This window comes from Arthrobacter sp. 01T419 (assembly GCF_056398865.1).
In genome coordinates, this window is the sequence record NZ_JBFTQF010000012.1 from 93,224 (window position 1) to 110,814 (window position 17,591).

Sequence of the window (17,591 nt, forward strand, 5' to 3'; positions counted from 1 at the left end):
GGAGAAGCACACCGTTAGGGGACTGGGCTCACACAATTAACAACGCTATGGCCGAAATCGGCCACTGAGTGGGGAATGGCCCCAAAATGAGTAGTGAAGTTTCCTTGGACTAGGTGTTGGAGGGCCGATAAGCCCGGAACACTCACTCCCGGCGCTCACCCGCCAGCCGTGCTCTATAGGTGCTGGATCCCCGCCCGCTGCATGGCGTCTCGGTAGATTTCGATGTTCTTGGCCAGGAGTTCCTGCTGCTTCGCCTCGGACAGGGCAAACGCCCGTCCGCCGAGCGCGCTTGCCTTGTAGACCTTGATCCCGTGCTGCCGGAGCGGCGAGTGGTAGGTCTTCTCGTAGAGGGCCAGGAAGGCGGCGGCCTCTGCGCCATGCGCGACGATCGCGGACACCCTCTTGTTGATCTTGAGGAACTGGCGGAACGGGCGGAGTCCGTCGGTCTTCTCCTGTGCGCTCAATGCCGGCGGCAGGTCGGGGTCGCGGACCCAAGGGTAGGAGTTCCATGGCATGACATAGCGCACGTCCAATTCAGCCGAGTCGTAGATGAGCTGAGCGCGGCGGGCGGCATCGTCGTCGTTGAGGTGCGAAATGAATCCCGAGGCAGTGCCTTTGCCCGGGCTCGTATGGAGTGTGACAATCCGGCACTCGTCTTCGTCATGCACCGGATCGACGTAAGGCACGGAAGAACCTGGCCTCTTGGCCATCAGTTCGTCGCACAGCTGAGTCACGGCAGCAATGTTGGGCTCCTGTAGCAAGGCCCTTTTTTCGTCCCAGTCAATGGTCACGTTCTCTCCTTCGGCAGCGCGGCGTCCAGAATCGGCGTCCCTTGCCACTTTACGCCGTCACTTTACGCGTCGCTCACGCTCTGCAGAGCCGAGGGGCGAAAACGCCCGACGCCGGGGCCGCACCGCGGGCTTCCCAGCGGCCCTGTCGGAGTGGGGTGCTATTGCCCCTTCAGCTTCTGCATGTCGCGCCGGTCCTTCTTGGTGGGCCGTCCTGAGCCGCGGTCGCGCTGGGGAAGCCCAAGTGCCGGCGCCGCGGGGCGCTCCGGAGTGTGGTCGGTGAAGCAGTGGGAGGCTGCTTCGGCGCCTACTCTTTTGGCAATGAGCTGCCGGACCTCAAGGATGCGCTCGAAACCGGACTGGCGGACACGGATGGTGTCGCCGATAATCACGGGTTGGGAGGCCTTGACCGGGTTCCCGTTGATTCGCACGTGCCCTGCCCGGCAGGCGGTAGTGGCCGCGGAACGCGTCTTGTAGGCGCGGATAGCCCAGAGCCAGGCGTYGATGCGCACGTTGCCGCTTTTTGATGTTTGGGCGGAAGTCGGGAGGCTAGTCATGATTGCGAACGAGTATAGTCGGCGCGCGGCCCGGTCCGTTGCTCCAGAAGCTGATTACCGGCGTCGTAGTTCTGCGTACTCAAGGTGCGGGACGACCGTCCCCGCGTCCCGCTCCAGGAAGTTGGTGCCGGGCGCCACGATGTCGTCAATGGCATCAAGGAGGGCTTCGCTGAGGACAACGTCCGCGGCCTTGAGGTAATCGGTCAGGTGGTCCTCCGTGCGTGGGCCGATGACCACGCTGCTGACGGCGGGGTGGCTCAGCGCGAAGCCGACGGCCAGCTGGATGAGGGTGAGTCCATGCCGTTCTGCGACGCGGGCCAAGGCATCCGCAGCCAGGAGTTTGTTCCTGTTGAAAGGTGCGGAGACGTCGAAGCGGCCGGGAACCGCCGAGGCTCGGGAGCTTGCGGGCTGCGGGGCTCCCACGCGGTAGTTCCCGGAGAGCCAGCCGCCGTCGAGCGGTCCATAACTGAGTACGCCGAGGTTGTACTGTTGCGTGATCGCGAAGACGTCGCGTTCATTCGCGCGGACCAGCAAGGAATAGGGCACCTGGTCCACTACCGGCGGCACGAGGTGGTTCGTCGTCGCGATCCACTGCGCCTCTACAAGCTGCGACGGCGTGAATACCGAGGTTCCGTAATAGAGGATCTTGCCCTGCCGGATGAGGTCGTTGAGTGCCGTGATGGTTTCCAGGACATCCGTGTTGTAGTCCGGACGGTGAGCTTGGTAGAGATCGATCCTGTCCGTCTGCAAGCGGTTGAGGCTGCCCTCCACGGCTTTCATGATCCAGCGCCTGGAATTCCCCGCGTGCGCGGGATTCGGCCCCATTTGTCCGTGGAACTTAGTGGAAAGGAAAACGTCATCCCGGCGGCCATGGAGTGCCCTGCCCACAATGGCCTCCGCCTCGCCCTGTGAATAGATGTCCGCGGTGTCGATGCTGGTGATACCGGCGTCGAGCGCCGCATGGACGATGCGGATGCTTTCCTCGGCGCCCGTGGGCGCCGTGCCCGTCCCAAGGTTCAGGGTACCTAGGGTAAGGGGGCTGATCAGGGCGCCTGTGCGTCCCAGGGTTCGAAGCTCGCTGAGGCTCATCTCCGGCTTCCTCCGTGAAGAATCATGGCTGTGCAATGGATTGACACGACGCTACACATCTCGTGGCCGGGGCATGCGAAAAACGTACAAATTCTTCGCTTTTCGTATTGCGGGGTAATGAAAACAGGGCGTGACGAATTGTGAATTGACTCGAATCGACACGCTAATACACAAATATTGCCGATATCGGCGTCCGGTGAATTAGTAGAAAGGCAAGCGCGAAACTACAGAGAAAGGAAACCGCCATGACCCAGGCAACGGTGGACGGAGGCGCTTCGATCAAGCAGGCGTTCGCGCAATTTCCCTCAGGCGTGGCGGCGCTCAGCGCCATGGTCGGCTTCGCACCGGAAGTACTAGTGGCATCCAGCTTCACTGTAGGTGTCTCGCTTGAACCACCCCTAGTCATGTTCGCGGTGCAGAACTCCTCCACCACGTGGCCCAAGCTCCGGAGAGCCCCGCGGATGGGCGTTTCCGTCTTGGCACAGGGCCAGGAAGCCCTGTGCCTTCAGCTTTCCTCCAAGACGCAGGACCGCTTCGCTGGCCTTGCGACGTCCACGAGCGACGCCGGTGCCGTGTTGATCGACGGCGCGGCACTGCTGCTTGAATGCGAAGTAGTCTCAGAGACCCCTGCCGGCGACCACGCGATCGTCGTCCTCCAGGTCAAGTCCGTGGAGATCAACCATGACGCCGAGCCCCTCATTTACCACGGGGCCGGGTTCAGGCAACTGGTCGCCTGAGCTTGCGCGCGGGCCCCAACTAACTCGCATTTGTTGTCGTTTTCGTGCGTCAAAACGACACCTACTGCGAGTTAGTTGGGTCAGTCGGGCGCTGCGGACCTTATGCCCGGGGGCGGCCCCCGGCAGAGGCTGTCACCCGGCCGGAAGAGACAGGCTTGCCGCCATGGGGGTCTCCCCGGTGTTCGCGGACCGGCGCGCGAGTCTCGGGCGACTCCGCGGCGTTCCCTTCGGCGGGTTCCTTGTCAGAAGCTGTCGCTTCTTCATCGGCTGACGCTTCCTGCGCCCGTTCAGCGTCGCGCGCTGCGGCCCGGGCGTCAGCCTCGGCGACGGCAGCGGCCCACTGGCTGTTCAGGACCGGAGGATCCTGCTTCACCGCAACCACAAAGGGATGTTCCTTGGCCTGGGTTGTGGCGACGGCGGTGGCCGTGGCTGCGATTCCGGCCTTGACCTGTGCAGGCTTAGGCCAGGCGCGTGGGTTCACCAGCGACTTCCACGGGAAGTTCCGGACAGCAGTCCACCCCGCCGACCACACCAACTTCGTGGTCCCAAGGACTCCAAGACGCGGTTTCTCGGGAACAACCGCACCCGTCCCCAGGGAGTCGGCTTCCGCCGTCGCCGGCTCCTTAGACTCCGCTAGGACGGGGACGCGCCGAGGACGCGGCGGCAGGTGCACAACCGGGACCGTATCTCGTTTCGGGAAGATTCCCACCATGGCGAGAACGATGATCGAAAGCAACTTCGCGACGCCGGCCAGCACCAAGGTGACAACCATCAGGAAGCCCAAACCAAGGAACATCAGCAAAGCCAGTCCGAGCGTGCCGAAAAAGGTCAGATTGAGGGCCAGTGTTGTTGGATCCTCCACGTAGCCTCCCCGAGCCAGAGTTGTGAGGTGGACGCCGCGACCGTCGGTCCGCAGGCATGTCTCCTAGCCTACGGGCGAAATCTGAATGAATCATCCGCCAGACTCCGCCTTGCCGAGGTTGTATCGAAGCTGTTATCTGCTGTGGCAAAATTTGTTGCCTAGCTCTCACCATCCAGTCCAGAGAGGGCGTCAATGCCACTCGATTCCGCTCGCCTCCGCCACGGCGCCTGCCCTTGCCTGTCCGGGGAGCAGTACACCGAGTGTTGCGGACGTTTCCACCGCGGGGACGCCGACGCACCGACGGCCGAGCAGCTCATGCGTTCGCGTTACTCGGCCTTCGTTGTCCTTGATAGGGACTACCTCCTGCGCACCTGGCACCCGGAAACCCGTCCGCTGGCGCTGGACTTGGACCCGGACATTCAATGGCGCCGGCTGGACATCCTTGCAACGCGCCGGGGCGGTCCCTTGGACGCTGAAGGGACAGTCGAGTTCGCGGCACACTACCGTTCCGACGGCGAACGCGGGGTGCAGCGTGAAAACAGCCGCTTCGTACGGATTGACCGCCGGTGGTACTACCTCGATGGCGACATCGGCTAACCCGTGCGCGCTGCCCTGATCAGCCGCGGGCCTCAGCGGTACTTCCGGTGCAGGCTCTCCTTCAGCGAGGCGCCGGGGGAGGCATCAGCGATCCACGGACCCGTACCTTCGGATTGGTCCAGGATTCCGGCCTCAAGCCAGGCGTAGTCGCCAGCGAGAACGTTCGCGGACAGCTCGTGATCGACGTCGTCGGTGTTCCGCCACAATTGCTCGAAGTAACCGTCCACGCGCGTCCGGGCCTGCTCACAATAAGCCTCGGCAAGCTCATACGCAGCCGCGCCCTGTTCCGGTGCCGTCTGCAACAGCATTTCGGCCCGCGAGCAGCACGCCGCCATGGCAAACAACTCCGCCCCGATATCCACAATCCTGCCCAGGAAGGCCTGTTTGTACTCGAGCTTCGCCTGCCAGCGGCCCATCCCGTAGAACGTCTGCCGGGCGAGCCTGCGGGAGGACCGCTCCACATACCGCAATTGCTTGGCCAAACGCCCAAACTCACCGTAGGAGCGTGGATCCATACCCGCTCCGGCCACGAGCTTAGGGAGCCACTTGGCGTAGAAACCTGAGGCGCCGACGGCGGCACGCGCCTTCTCCTGCAGGGTCGCGTCCCCGGAGGCGAGCTCGCCCGCTGCCGAAAGGTGGGCGTCGACGGCTTCCCGGGCGATGAGCAGGCGCATGATCTCGGACGAGCCTTCGAAGATCCGGTTGATGCGCATGTCCCTCAGCAGTTGCTCCGCCGCGACCGCGCGTTCCCCGCGGGCCTCCAACGAATCCGCCGTCTCGAAGCCACGACCACCGCGGATCTGGACCAGTTCGTCAGCCACGGTGTAGCTCAGCTCAGTGGACCAAAGCTTGGCCAGGGCGGCCTCGATCCGCACATCTTTCTGCCCGGCGTCGGCCATCTCGGCGGAGAGCTCAAAGACGGCTTCAAGGGCAAAGGTGGTGGCCGCGATGAAGGCGATCTTCTTGCCGACGGCCTCATGTTTTCCCACCGGGCGTCCCCATTGGGTGCGGGCGTTGGACCATTCGCGGGCGATCTTCAACGACCACTTGCCCGCCGCCACGCACAGCCCGGGTATCGAGAGCCGGCCGGTGTTGAGCGTCGTGAGCGCGATCTTGAGTCCCTGGCCTTCGCGGCCCAGCCGGTTGGCTGCCGGTACGCGGACTTGGTGGAAGCGGGTCACCCCGTTTTCGATGCCGCGCAGGCCCATGAAGGAGTTCCGGTTCTCGACGGTGATCCCGGGGGAGTCCATTTCCACCACGAACGCTGTGATGCCGCCTTTTTCTACCGTTCCATCCGGGTTGGTGCGCGCAGGCACCACCGCCATGACCACTACCAGTTCGGCGATGACGCCGTTGGTGGTCCAAAGTTTCACGCCGTCCAAAAGGTAGGACTCGCCGTCGTCGCTTGGCACTGCGGTGCAGCCCATCCGGGCGGGGTCGCTGCCGACATCGGGCTCTGTCAGCAGGAAAGCCGTGATGGCGCCGGCCGCACAACGCGGCAGGTACTCCTGCTTTTGTTCGGGTGTACCGAAGACCTTGACCGGCTCCGGGACACCGATGGATTGGTGGGCCGAAAGCAGCGCGCCGAGGCTCGGATGGACTGATCCCAAGAGCGCCAAGGCCCTGCCGTAGTAGACCAGCGACAGGCCCAAGCCGCCGTATTCGCGCGGAATCTTCATGCCGAAAACGCCGAGTTTGGTGAGGCCGGCGAGGTATTCGTCCGGGATCTTCGCCTCGCGCTCGATCACGCGGCCGGACATGGTGCTGCAGAATTCCGCCAACTTGGCCATGAATTCTTCGCCGCGCTCGACGTCTTCGGCCCTTGCCTGCGGCCACGGGTGGATGAGTCCAAGATCGAAATCCCCCAGGTACAGCCCCTTTGCAAAACTTGGGCGGTTCCATTCGGTTTCGCGGGCGGCCTCGGCGACGGCACGGGCTTCTGCCGCGGTGACGCCGGTGCTCTTGTTATCAGTGGCGGAGGTCATGGGGAGACTCCTCTTGCCGGTTGTGCCGGTTCGAGCCCAGGATCCGCCTCGGGTGGGGGACCCTTTAGCTGTCCCTCAATGCTACCCGCGGGTAGGTACCTGTGCTAGGGGAGGTTTGCGATGGGAATTCCACGGGCAGTTCGACCTTGCCTGCCTGGTGAACCAATTGATCCCACGCGAAATTGATGCCGTGGACCAGGCCACCCAGCACGTTCTTCACGGCGAACCAGGCGAGGCTCGCCGCTCCAACCAGCGCAAGAGTGGCCATGGCGGCCCCTGCAATGAACGCTGCTAGGACCAGGCCTAAGACCAGTGTTCCGCCGAAGACGTAGGTGCTGGTGTCCAAAGTCGTAAGGTCGAACTGCATTGGGTCCCCTCCGCAACGCTGCCAAAGCCAAAGCCGACGTCGGAATGTCGAAGTCGTTGGAAACGACACTAGGGCCGGCATCGTCGGTCCAGCCAGCAACAACACCGGCCTCCGCGCGTGTTGATACGCGATCGAAACCCTACCGGTAGGTAGATCACGGAAGGGTTGCGGCGCACCCTGCGTTAACCTTGTACGGGGCAGTTTTCGGGATTTCCGCTGCCAGAAGGTTCCGCGGCAGCTGAAGGAGAGTAAGTGTCCCGCTCAGCAATGTCCTCCGCCGACGCCATCAGCGCGCGGCTCAGGGACCTCGAACTTCTTACCAAAGGCCCCGCATGGGCCCTCACACGCTCGGCTCCTTGGGTCATCGCGGTGCTCCAGGCGTCCTTCACCCGCACAAGGCCGCAGCTTCCGCTCGAAGAGTTCCACGCCGACGTCGACGCCTTCCTTGAGCAGCTCCGCAGGCAGGATCCCGGGCTGGGCGGCCAGGCGAGCGGCAAGGCCTTTGCCGACGAGTGGACCCGCAAGCAGTTCCTGACCCGTCGCAGCCAGTCCGGCCAGATCGTCTACGAAATCACCGAGGCTGCCGCACGCGTCCTGGCTTTCCTCGATAGCCTCTCCAGCGAACGCTCAACCCTCAACGGTTCCCGGCTCGGAACGCTGCTGGGCGACGTCGAAAAGCTCGCCAACGAGACGAACCCGGATCAAAGCGCCCGTTTGGAATCCCTCGAAGAGGAGATCCAAGAGCGGCAGCAGCTGATCGAAGACATCAGCTCGGGCGACTTCGACGGTCTCTTGGACGATGAAGAGGCTGTTGAAGCGGCTGGAAACATCCTGGACCTGGCCGCGAGCCTGCCCGCGGACTATAAGAAAATGCGCGACCGCATCGAAGAACTGGTGGGCGAGCTCCGCAACCAGATCATCGAGGAGTCCCTCAGCAAGGGTGCCACCATGGCGCAGGTCCTCGAGGCGGACAAACGCTTGCGGCAGAGCCCCGAAGGCCGCACGTTCCGCTCCTTCACGGCGTTCCTCGAAGATCCGCAGCAACAGTTGCGCTTCCGTTCGGCGATCGGTGACGTGTTGAGCCGCCAGTTCGCCGACGACCTCAGCCACGAGGACCGTGAAACACTCAAGAACCTGGTAGCGGAACTGCGAACGCAGCACAGCCAGATCCAACGCATCTACGGCCGGCTTTCGGAGAGCCTCAACAACTACATCCAAAGCGACGATATCCGCCAGTCCGTGCGGCTGCGGCAGGTCCTGCGCGAAGCCGAACAGGCGATCCGCTCCATGCCCTACGAACGCGACCGTCCCGGCCTGGTCCGCGGCCCTGTGTTGTTCAACGCGGGGTTCGAATCACTCGCCATGGTCAAGCTCTTCGACCCAGACGAGTTCGCAGCGCCTCCCAAGCTCGCCGACCCCATCGCCTTCAGCGATTCGGACCGCGTCCGCTCGCTGCGCTCGGCGAAGGCGAGGCCCGACGTCGTTCGCTCCGCCATGGCGGGCGCTGCCACCCTGGCGGAGGCCTGGACCAACCTCCCGGAAGATGAACGGCATATCAACACCGTCCGGGCCCTCCTGTCGGAAGCGCTGCACGGTGGCGCGGCATTCGACCGGGCCGCCTGGGAAAACATCGACTTCGAACAAATCGATGGCAGCACACGCACCGCGTACCTGCCGCTCGTGACGCTGACTAAGGATTCCGATGACTGACGCCCACCCCACCGAGCATGCCCCCTCTTCGGAGCAAGGAGTGGACATAACGCAACATGTCCGGTCCGAGGCTTCGCAGGATGGACATGCGCATTCCCGGACGGCGGAATCGGCGGCGGCATCGGAGACAGAGGATGGACATGTCCATCCGGATCCGTTCCGCGTGACGCCCCGCGACACGTTCGTCGACGGCGCGGCGCTGTTCCCAGGCGATACCGGCGTGCTGCCCATGAAGGTTCGCCAGGCCCTCGTACGGCTGCTCAAGGGTCCATATATCGACGGAGGCCGCGACGAAAAGCTCTGGACCACGCTTCTGGACAACCAGGTGATTCTGCGCAGCAGGCTTTCGGAGCTCTTCCTGAACCTGCAGCTGGATCACGAACGGAAAATCGCCGTGCTCCGGCCTGTTGATCCGGAAGCCATCGGAGGCAGCGCTCGCTCAAGCATCCTGCGCCAACAGCGCGCGTTGAGCCGGGTGGAAACCATTGTGCTTCTGCGCCTGAGGCTCCTCCTCGACCGGCACGTCACGGCCCAGACCGACCCCGTCATCACGCGCGAAGAAATCGCCGAACTCGTGGCGCACTACCAGCCATCCGGCCAGCAAGACGCCCTCCGCGACACCGACGTCGTGAACCGCACGGTCACGAAGCTCCTGGCCCGCCAACTCCTCCTGGCCACGGGCATCGAAGACACCTTCGCGATCTCCCGAGCGCTCCCCCTAGCCCTCCCCTTCGAAAACATCGGCGACATCCCAGCCCAAATCGAAGCACTGATCGCAGTAGCAGCCGACGAATCCGGCACAGAACCGCTGATCGAACTAACGGAAACAGACGACGACGACCCTAACTCCAACGACGACGCTGACTCCGATGTGGAAGACACAAATGGTGACGAACACGCCGCAGCGGTGGATGCAGGCCCGGGAGTGGCATCGGGCCTGTCGGAGCCGCGCGCTGAGCTGATCGAAGATCAGCCGCGCGGCGAAGGGGCGGGGCCGGCATCCACCGCGGAGGCCTACGCAACCACAACAGCGAAGACCACCAGTGAGGCAGCCAAGTGACTATCGCAACCATGCTTCCGATTGGCGAACTCACGAACCCGGGCCAGATGCGCCTTGCCTTGGTCCAGGTGGTCAACTGGGGCACGTTCCATGGCGCCCACACGATGCATGTGGACCGCAACGGGACGCTGCTCACAGGCAATTCGGGCGTCGGCAAGTCGACGTTGTTCGATGCCATGCTCCGCGTCTTCGATGCCCGTCCGCGCTCCAATGAGGCTGCCGCGCAGCGTGCTGGCGGGGCTGTGGAGGACAAGAGGACCACGTTCACGTACATGCGTGGAAAAGTTGGCGACAAGGCCGTGGGCGAGGGCTCGGCGAGTGCCTTCCAGCGACCCGGTGCCACCTGGTCCGCCGTCGCTCTGACGTTCGACAACGCGGCCGGCACCAAGATCACTATCTCGGCTCTTTTTGACCTGCCTAAGAACGGCACGGAGTCCAGCGTCGGCCGGTTCTACGTGATTGACAACAAGCCCCTGGATCTCGGAGCGATCGAGGGCATCGCGGAGAAGCGCTTCACCAAGGGCGCGCTGGAGACCATTTTTCCGGATGCCCAGATCTTCGATGTGCACAAGGCTTTTGCGGAGCGTTTCCGGCGGCTTCTGGGCATCAACTCCGATCAGGCTCTCCCGCTTCTGAGGGTCATCCAAGCGGGCAAGGGCCTCGGCGGCAGCGTCAACACGTTCTTCCGCGACCAGGTGCTCGACGCCCCCGCGACGCTCACGGCTGCGGACGACGTCGTCGAGGAATTCAGCAACCTCATGTCCATCAGGCAGCGGTTGGAGGACGTGCGCCAGCAGCGCGATCAGCTCGCCCCCGTGCCCGGGATGAACAAGGAGTATGCCCAGTCGTTGCTGGAGGCCAACCGGCTCCGGGAGCTCAGCGGCGAGGAATTCGACGCCTATAAGCAGCAGCTCTCGGTCACGGTCCATGCCAAGACCTTGGCCCGCTTCAAGGACCTTGCCCAGGCGAAAGCCAAGGAGCTCAGCGCTGAGCGAGGCGTCCGCGACGCGCTCGCCAAGGAACTTCGCCAGCTCGAATCGGATTACAACAACCAGGGCGGGAACGCGATTTCGGCGATCGAGCAGTCGCTCGAAAATGCCCGGGTCGGCCTCAAGCTCCGCCAACAGGTCGAGGAAGCGGCCCGCCAAGCATTGGCCGACGCCGGACTCAACCTTGAGTGGACAGCTGAGGGTTGGGAGCAGGCCCATGAGCAGGCCGCGAGCCGCTCCGCCGAACTCAAGGACGATTCCGAAGCGCTGAGGGAACTCCGGTTCGAAGCGTTCGACGGCCACGCCACCAAGAAACGTGAGCTCGCGGCAGCCCAACAGGAGCTCGTCTCGCTGAAGACGCGCAAGTCCCTGCTGCCGCCGTCGAGCATTGAAAACCGCGCCGCGATCGCCGCAGCCACCGGCGTTCCCGAGGATCGCATGCCCTTTGGAGGCGAGCTGATAGACCTCGCCGAGGGGGAGGAACAGTGGCGGCCCGCGGCCGAGCGCGCCCTGCGGAACCTGGCCACGACGCTGTTGGTTCCGGGCGAGCATTTCGCCGCGGTCACGCGCTACCTGAACGACAACACGGTGCGCGGCGCGCTGCGGGCCGTGGACGTTTCCAAACCGCTCGCGGGCGGCGCTTTGGCTGTGGAGGACGTGTCCGACGGCGATTTGCTGACGAAGCTGAACATCCTCACCTTGGGTGCCAATGAGAACGCCGGACAGTGGATCCGAGAGCGGATCGCCCTCGATTTCGCTTTCCCGTGTGTCGAAGACCCGGACGAGCTCGCCAAGCTGGACAAAGGCCTGAGCCTGGGCGGAGTGGTCAAGCGCAACAGGCACACCGTGGAGAAGGATGACCGCTTCACGAGTCGCCAGGACTACGTTCTCGGTTTCGACAATGCTTCCAAGCTGGAGCTCGTGGCCGCGAAAGTCGGCGAGCTCGAAAACGAGCTTCTGAAGGCCGCCGAACTCGCCCAAAACCGCGAGGATTCCCACCAAGGCATGACGCGCCAGCTCGAAGCGTTGCGCCGCATCGCCGACGACGAACGTGGCTGGGATCAGGTCTCTGCAGCAGTGGCGGCCGAGGAGCTGGCGAAGATCGAACAGCGGCTCAAGGATGCCTTGTCAGCCCAGGCCGACCTGGAACCTTTGCGTGCAAACATCGAGGCCGTACGCGAAAAGCACCAGTCCTCCACAGGGTCGGCGGCGGTTTTGCAGAGCGAATACAAGACCCTCGACCACCAGATGACCACGGCTGACACACTCCTTGATGCGGCACGCAACCGCCTGGACCAGGCGCCGCCGTCGGGCGCTACTGTTGCTGCCCTCGAACCGTACTTCAGCGCATTCGGCGAGCTGAGGGAGCTTCATGAACTCGACACCCTGGCTGCCGAAATCCGTAGCAAGCTCCTGGCGGAACTGCACGCCGCCGAGTCGCGGGGGCAGGCGTTGGCCGAGCGGCTGACGCGCATGTTCGAAGGATTCGTGCGCGAATGGGGCACCGCCATTTCCGCGGACCACGGCACCTCGATCGGCGCCGCGGGGGAGTTCGAGTCCCGCTATCACCAGATCGTCAGCGAAGGGTTGCCTGCGCAGGAAGCCGAATTCCGGCAGTTCTTCAACCAGCGCACGCACGAGTCGTTCAGCACGCTGTTGCACTTGCTCGACGAGGAACGCCGCGCCATCACCAGCCGTATCCTGCCCCTCAACGGCATCCTGTCCGAGGTCAATTTCCACGAGGGAAGCTTCCTGGAACTCGACATCAAACAGACGCTGCCCGCCACGGCGAAGCAGTTCAAGGACGCCATCCAGAACGCGTTGAAGACGCGCCACGCGCGGCCATCCCGTGCGGCGGGTGCCGCTTCGGGTGCCGGTGCCCTCGCGGAGGCGGACGACGACGCCGAGCTCACCAACCGCTACAAGTCGCTCGAAACGCTGGTCAAGCGTCTCGGATCGCAAACTCCGGAGGACCGGCGTTGGCGAGCCGAGGTGCTGGATGTCCGTGGGCATCTTTTCATCCAGTGCAAAGAGCACCGCTCCGTCCAGGGACCACGGGGTGGYAAGAAGACTGAGGTGTACATGCACGCGGACACCGGCTCGATGTCCGGTGGCGAGCGGCAGCGCTTCACGGCGTTCATCATGGCCGCGGCGCTGAGTTACCAATTGGGCATCGCCGAGCAGGGTTTCACGACCTACGGAACGGTCATGATGGACGAGGCATTCGTCCTGGCCTCGGAGGAGTTCGCCGGCGCGGGCATCAAGGCGCTGCACGAGTTCGGCTTCCAGCTGTTGCTTGCCGCGCCCGAGAACGTGATAGATCTTTCCCGGCACCTCGGTTCCGTTACCGAAATCCTGCGCGACAAGCGAACCAACCGCTCCGGCGTGCTTACCGCTCCCGTGATCGGTGGCCAGGGCGTGCCGGGTGCATGGCGTTCCGAGGCCAATCCTGTGGACATCGTGCTCCGCTAGCCCAGACGCTCGCTCACTTTTGTGGCACTTTCGCCGGACGCTCGCTCACTAGACGTGAGCGAGCATCTGGCGTTTTGCCCTCAAAAGTGAGCGGGCGTTTGCCGCCGCAGCGGCTACTTGCCTTGGACCCGCCCCAGGAACTGGGCGGTCCGGGACTGCAGTCCGGCGATTTGGCGAACGACGACGGCGGCCGGGTCCGGATTGATCTCATTGGCCGGCGGCTCTTTGCGGACGTTGGTGCAACATCCGAAGTCGGCGCAGATCAACGTACCCACAGTGTTGCCGTCACGACCCGATTGGCCTGCGCGCTTGGCAACCCAAAGATAGACATCGTCCTTGGAAAACACATCGCGGCACAGCTCGCAAAGGACTGAGCGTTTCTTGCCGGAGCCTCCCTCGGGTGCGCGCAGCATGATGCCAGTGAGGGAACCATCATTCGGGAGGACGAGATAGCCCCGCATCGGCATCTTTTCGTCGCGCCAGCCAAGGAATTCGAGGTTATCCCAGTTCAGGGAATCAAAGTCCTTCGGAAGGTTGAGCTTGGCGGCCTCCGAGCGGCTCGCATTGATGAATGATGAACGGATTTGTTGAGCGGTGATTTTCTGCACGGCGAGTTCTTTCAGATCGTTTGGGTCCCCGCGGAGGGGAAAGGACGCTAGCGTCTGGCGATCCGGACGCGCAACAAAAGAGCCGCTTTGCCGTGCTTCTTGCGTGCGGCGGTGGGGTTAGTTCCCTGTGCCGCCGAGCGGAATGGCCGACGCGAGGGCAGCTGCAAAGCAGGCCAGTGCGGCCACCTCGCCAACCATGACAGCGCCAACGTGTGCAGTGCGCATGCTCATCCTCTCGATCCTTGCCGAATTCCGGCCCTTGGCGCGGTTCGTTGAATCAACCGGCCCTGTCATCTTTGCAAACGCCGTAGGCGGTGTCCAAAAATGCTGCGCCTTGAAGCACCCGCCTGGCCAGACACTCGCTCACTTTTCGGGCGTTTCCCCCCGACGCTCGCTCACTAGAGGTGAGCGCATAGGTGAGCGAGCGTCCGGGGGTTCACCAACGCGAGTCAATTACGCAAAGTAAACGTTTCGTAATTCTCCGAAGGGTAGGCTAGCCTTACTTAGGTTTGCATCACTTACCTAAGGAGTCCCGTGGCTTCCCGCCCCACACGCCGTGCCCTGCTGAAGACCGCAGGTGCAGCGACCGCCGCCCTTGCCGCCGTCGCGCTGTCCCTCACCGGTTGCTCGACCGGATCGACCGCCGCCAGTTCCGCAACGACCCCGGCCCCAAGCAATCAGTTCCCGGTCACTATCAAGAACGTCTTCGGTGAGACCACCATCAAGACGCAACCGCGGCGCGTGGTGACCGTCTCATGGGTCAACGACGACGTTGCCCTGGCTCTCGGCGTCGTGCCGGTCGGTGTTCCGAAGAACGCCTGGGGCAACAACGGCAAGGGTTCTACTCCTTGGAAGGACGCCGCGCTTGAGAAGCTGGGTGCCGGCTTCGGCACCGCGAAGGCACCTGCCCAGTTCTCCGAGGCAGACGGCATCAACTTCACGGAAATCGCCAAGCTCGCTCCGGACGTCATCCTTGCCGCCTATTCCGGCCTGACTGAAGACGACTACAAGAAGCTCTCCGAAATTGCCCCGGTGGTGGCGCAACCCGAACTCGCGTACGGCACACCGTGGCAGCAGGCCACCATGATCATCGGCAATGCCCTGGGCAAGAATTCAGAGGCAGCCAAGCTGGTCTCGGACACCGAGGCCGCCATCAAGAGCAAGGTTTCCGCTTTCCCCCAGCTCGCCGGCAAGACGTTCATCTACGGCAACCTCGAGCCTGCAAAGGGCGACGGCGTCAACGTCTACACAGCCAACGACAACCGGCCGCGTTTTCTTTCCGAAATCGGCATGAAGCTTGCTCCGGTGGTGGAGAACGCCAGCCAGGACTCCAAGGAATTCTTCGTTCCCTGGTCCGCTGAAAAGGCCAACGAGCTCTCATCGGACGTCTTTGTGACCTGGGTTCCGGATTCCAAGACCACTGACCAGATCAAGAATGACCCCTTGCTGGGCCAGATCCCCGCCATCAAGAAGGGCGCCCTGGTTGCCGACTCTGACAACACCCTCACCCTGGCGATCTCCGCATCCTCGCCCCTGAGCCTGCCGTGGGCACTGGACACGTTCCTGCCGCAGCTGGCCAAAGGTGCCGACGCGGCCGCCAAGTAAGCGATGCGCCTGACATGACACAAAGTACGACGACGGTTGGCCCACCTTCCCCCTGCGGAACCACGCGCGAATTGGCAGCTCATGACCCTCAAAGCGCTCCCAATGGGCATCACCTGCTAGTTCGCGGGAAGGGTGGGTGGTTGTTGGCTGCCGTCGTCGTGCTTGTGTTGGTCTGCGCCGCCTCGCTCACGATCGGTGCGAGGGGCATGTACCTTGAAACCGTCTGGCAAGCCCTCACGCGGTTCAACCCGGACGACGGCAACCATGCCGTTGTTCACACCCGCATTCCACGCACCGTCCTCGGCTTGGTGGCAGGGTCTGCCCTTGGCCTTGCCGGTGCTGCGATGCAGGGAGTCTCCCGCAACCCGCTGGCCGACCCCGGCATCATGGGCGTCAATGCGGGAGCGGCACTCGCGGTGGTCGCAGGAATCTACCTTTTCGGTATCTCGGGGGCGAGCGGCTACATTTGGTTCGCTTTCGTTGGCGCGGCGGCGGCCGCCGTCGTCGTCTATCTGATTGCGTCCATGGGGCGTGGCGGGGCGACGCCGGTGAAGCTCGCTTTGGCGGGAGCGGCCCTGAGCGCGGGGCTCTATTCGCTGATGAACGTCATTTTGGTTTCGAGCCAGGACACGCTGGATCGTTTCCGCTTCTGGCAGGTGGGTGGAATCGCCGGCAGCGACTGGTCCGTGGTGTTGACCGGGTTGCCGTTCCTGCTGCTTGGGGCGTTGATCGTCCTGGGTAGCGGCCGCATCCTGAACGGCCTGGCCCTCGGAGACGACGTTGCCCGTGGACTCGGCCAGAATGTGGTTCTGGCCAGGGGTGTCACCGCGCTCGGGATCGTGCTGCTCTGTGGCTCGGCCACGGCGTTGGCTGGTCCCATCGGTTTCGTCGGACTCGTGGTTCCGCACGCCGTGCGCTTCTTTACCGGCCCGGACTACCGCTGGATCCTGCCGTTCTCGATGGTTCTCGCGCCGGGGCTGTTGTTGGCTTCGGACGTGCTTGGCCGAGTCGTGATGCTTCCCAGCGAGGTCCCTGCGGGCATCATGACAGCCATCGTCGGGGCTCCCGTCTTCGTGTGGCTCGTCCGCCGGGGCAAAGGGGCGTCGCTGTGAGGGCCACCCCGCGGAACCTGAACAGGACCGGACTCCTGGGCGCCGGCGTCGTGATCCTCTTTGCGGTGACCGTACTCCTGGGCAGCTATACCGTCACCATCCCCGATTTCTTCAGGATCCTCACGGCCCATCTGACGGGCGGCGAGAAGATCCCGGGCGCAAGCTTCATCGTCATGGAAAACAAATTGCCGCGGGCTGTGTTGGGCATCCTGATCGGCGTGGCGTTCGGCCTCTCCGGCGGGCTCTTCCAGACCATGCTCCGCAACCCCCTCGCGAGCCCCGACGTCATCGGCATCAGCTACGGAGCGAGTGCCGCGGCGGTCTTGGCTATCGTCGTGTTCGGCGCGTCCGGCGCCGCTGTGTCGGCGGCTGCGCTCGCTGGAGCAATCGGCGTCGCGCTGCTCATTTACGCCATTTCGCGGGGTTCGGGCGGCCGCGGTTCGGGCGGGCGGGGCTCTGGCGGGCGCGGAAACGCGGCAAGCAACCGGCTCATCCTCGCCGGCGTGGGGATCGCCGCCGCCTTGGGGGCAGTGGTGAACTTCCTCATGACTAGGGCAGATATCCGGACGGCCTCCGAGGCCCTCATCTGGCTCAACGGTTCCTTGAATTCCGTTAACTGGGAGCGCGTGGGCATACTCCTCGCTTCCCTCGCAGTTCTCGTTCCCGCTCTGGCCATCCTCGCCCGACCGCTGCGCATGCTCGAACTGGGCGACGACGCCGCGGCCGGACTGGGGATCCGGGTCAACGCTGTGCGTTTCGGGCTGGTGATCACCGCCGTCGCGCTCGCTGCGGTTGCGACGGCGGCTGCCGGGCCGGTTGCCTTCGTCGCCTTCCTTGCGGGGCCAATCGCGCGGCGGTTTGTCGGGCGTCCCAGCCTTCCGGCATCGGCATTCACGGGCGCTTTGATTGTCCTCGCGGCCGACTATTTCGCGTACAACGTGGCCCCCTTGGTCCTAGGCGGCACCGTACTGCCGGTCGGCGTTATCACCGGGGCCCTTGGTGCTCCATTCCTGCTGTGGCTGCTGGTCACGTCCAACCGAAAGGAAGCCTGAC

At 63.8% G+C, this 17,591-nt stretch carries 14 protein-coding genes and 1 pseudogene; 8 read left to right on the forward strand and 7 right to left on the reverse strand.

Translation table 11 applies throughout. The annotated features are described in order from the left end of the window. Window positions 1-173: 173 nt before the first annotated feature. The 3 genes from AC1DLO_RS16750 to AC1DLO_RS16760 form a co-directional block, all read right to left on the reverse strand. A complete protein-coding gene (locus tag AC1DLO_RS16750; protein ID WP_184741461.1) occupies window positions 174-791 on the reverse strand; it encodes a uracil-DNA glycosylase family protein in 618 nt (205 codons plus the stop codon). A 158-nt stretch (window positions 792-949) separates the two neighbouring features. After that, window positions 950-1,345: an RNA-binding S4 domain-containing protein gene (locus tag AC1DLO_RS16755; RefSeq protein ID WP_476914531.1), complete on the reverse strand. Its 396-nt coding sequence runs from the start codon at window positions 1,343-1,345 to the stop codon at window positions 950-952. Between the two features lie 54 nt (window positions 1,346-1,399). Next, a complete protein-coding gene (locus AC1DLO_RS16760; protein ID WP_476890754.1) occupies window positions 1,400-2,434 on the reverse strand; it encodes an aldo/keto reductase in 1,035 nt (344 codons plus the stop codon). Window positions 2,435-2,679: 245 nt separating this feature from the next. Here AC1DLO_RS16760 and AC1DLO_RS16765 point away from each other — a divergent pair, with 245 nt between their 5' ends. Then, window positions 2,680-3,171, forward strand: coding sequence for a flavin reductase family protein (locus tag AC1DLO_RS16765; protein WP_476890755.1), 492 nt, complete (start codon window positions 2,680-2,682; stop codon window positions 3,169-3,171). 100 nt (window positions 3,172-3,271) lie between these two features. Here the strand turns inward: AC1DLO_RS16765 and AC1DLO_RS16770 are convergent, their stop codons facing one another. Next, the gene (locus AC1DLO_RS16770; protein WP_476890756.1) at window positions 3,272-4,033 is read right to left on the reverse strand and encodes a hypothetical protein; all 762 of its coding nucleotides are present in this window, start codon (window positions 4,031-4,033) and stop codon (window positions 3,272-3,274) included. A 192-nt stretch (window positions 4,034-4,225) separates the two neighbouring features. On the opposite strand from AC1DLO_RS16770, the gene AC1DLO_RS16775 reads away from it, so the two are divergent. Beyond that, entirely contained in the window at window positions 4,226-4,630 is a 405-nt protein-coding gene (locus tag AC1DLO_RS16775) for a YchJ family protein (RefSeq protein ID WP_476890757.1), read from the forward strand. Between the two features lie 32 nt (window positions 4,631-4,662). Here the strand turns inward: AC1DLO_RS16775 and AC1DLO_RS16780 are convergent, their stop codons facing one another. Together AC1DLO_RS16780 and AC1DLO_RS16785 are read right to left on the reverse strand one after the other, a co-directional pair. After that, the gene (locus tag AC1DLO_RS16780; RefSeq protein WP_476890758.1) at window positions 4,663-6,615 is read right to left on the reverse strand and encodes an acyl-CoA dehydrogenase family protein; all 1,953 of its coding nucleotides are present in this window, start codon (window positions 6,613-6,615) and stop codon (window positions 4,663-4,665) included. Window positions 6,616-6,679: 64 nt separating this feature from the next. Further along, a complete protein-coding gene (locus tag AC1DLO_RS16785) occupies window positions 6,680-6,982 on the reverse strand; it encodes a hypothetical protein (RefSeq protein WP_476890759.1) in 303 nt (100 codons plus the stop codon). A 252-nt stretch (window positions 6,983-7,234) separates the two neighbouring features. On the opposite strand from AC1DLO_RS16785, the gene AC1DLO_RS16790 reads away from it, so the two are divergent. The 3 genes and pseudogenes from AC1DLO_RS16790 to AC1DLO_RS16800 all read left to right on the forward strand — a co-directional run bounded on the left by AC1DLO_RS16790 (window position 7,235) and on the right by AC1DLO_RS16800 (window position 13,213). After that, on the forward strand, window positions 7,235-8,692 hold the full coding sequence (locus AC1DLO_RS16790; RefSeq protein WP_184741453.1) for a DUF3375 family protein: 1,458 nt from the start codon (window positions 7,235-7,237) through the stop codon (window positions 8,690-8,692). Beyond that, window positions 8,685-9,587, forward strand: a pseudogene (locus tag AC1DLO_RS16795) (DUF4194 domain-containing protein); the annotation flags it as partial. The gene AC1DLO_RS16790 and the pseudogene AC1DLO_RS16795, both read left to right, overlap by 8 nt. Window positions 9,588-9,748: 161 nt before the next feature. Further along, window positions 9,749-13,213 (forward strand): ATP-binding protein, encoded by a 3,465-nt coding sequence (locus AC1DLO_RS16800; protein WP_476890760.1) that lies wholly within the window; start codon window positions 9,749-9,751, stop codon window positions 13,211-13,213. A gap of 113 nt (window positions 13,214-13,326) precedes the next feature. Here the strand turns inward: AC1DLO_RS16800 and AC1DLO_RS16805 are convergent, their stop codons facing one another. Then, window positions 13,327-13,821, reverse strand: a complete 495-nt coding sequence (locus AC1DLO_RS16805) for an FBP domain-containing protein (protein ID WP_476890761.1) — start codon at window positions 13,819-13,821, stop codon at window positions 13,327-13,329. A 534-nt stretch (window positions 13,822-14,355) separates the two neighbouring features. Here AC1DLO_RS16805 and AC1DLO_RS16810 point away from each other — a divergent pair. From AC1DLO_RS16810 to AC1DLO_RS16820, 3 genes are read left to right on the forward strand one after another with little or no spacing between them, the layout of a single operon-like run. Beyond that, entirely contained in the window at window positions 14,356-15,426 is a 1,071-nt protein-coding gene (locus AC1DLO_RS16810) for an ABC transporter substrate-binding protein (RefSeq protein WP_476890762.1), read from the forward strand. Window positions 15,427-15,440: 14 nt separating this feature from the next. Continuing rightward, entirely contained in the window at window positions 15,441-16,538 is a 1,098-nt protein-coding gene (locus AC1DLO_RS16815; protein ID WP_476890763.1) for a FecCD family ABC transporter permease, read from the forward strand. Then, on the forward strand, window positions 16,535-17,590 hold the full coding sequence (locus tag AC1DLO_RS16820) for a FecCD family ABC transporter permease (RefSeq protein WP_476890764.1): 1,056 nt from the start codon (window positions 16,535-16,537) through the stop codon (window positions 17,588-17,590). Before AC1DLO_RS16815 ends, AC1DLO_RS16820 begins: the two co-directional genes overlap by 4 nt. The last annotated feature ends 1 nt before the right edge of the window (window position 17,591 follow it).

Coding starts and splice junctions, on each gene's coding strand:
- AC1DLO_RS16775 (WP_476890757.1), top strand. CDS start 4,226: ATGCCACTCGATTCCGCTCGCCTCCGCCACGGCGCCTGCCCTTGCCTG.
- AC1DLO_RS16760 (WP_476890754.1), bottom strand. CDS start 2,434: ATGAGCCTCAGCGAGCTTCGAACCCTGGGACGCACAGGCGCCCTGATC.
- AC1DLO_RS16765 (WP_476890755.1), top strand. CDS start 2,680: ATGACCCAGGCAACGGTGGACGGAGGCGCTTCGATCAAGCAGGCGTTC.
- AC1DLO_RS16815 (WP_476890763.1), top strand. CDS start 15,441: ATGACACAAAGTACGACGACGGTTGGCCCACCTTCCCCCTGCGGAACC.
- AC1DLO_RS16785 (WP_476890759.1), bottom strand. CDS start 6,982: ATGCAGTTCGACCTTACGACTTTGGACACCAGCACCTACGTCTTCGGC.
- AC1DLO_RS16780 (WP_476890758.1), bottom strand. CDS start 6,615: ATGACCTCCGCCACTGATAACAAGAGCACCGGCGTCACCGCGGCAGAA.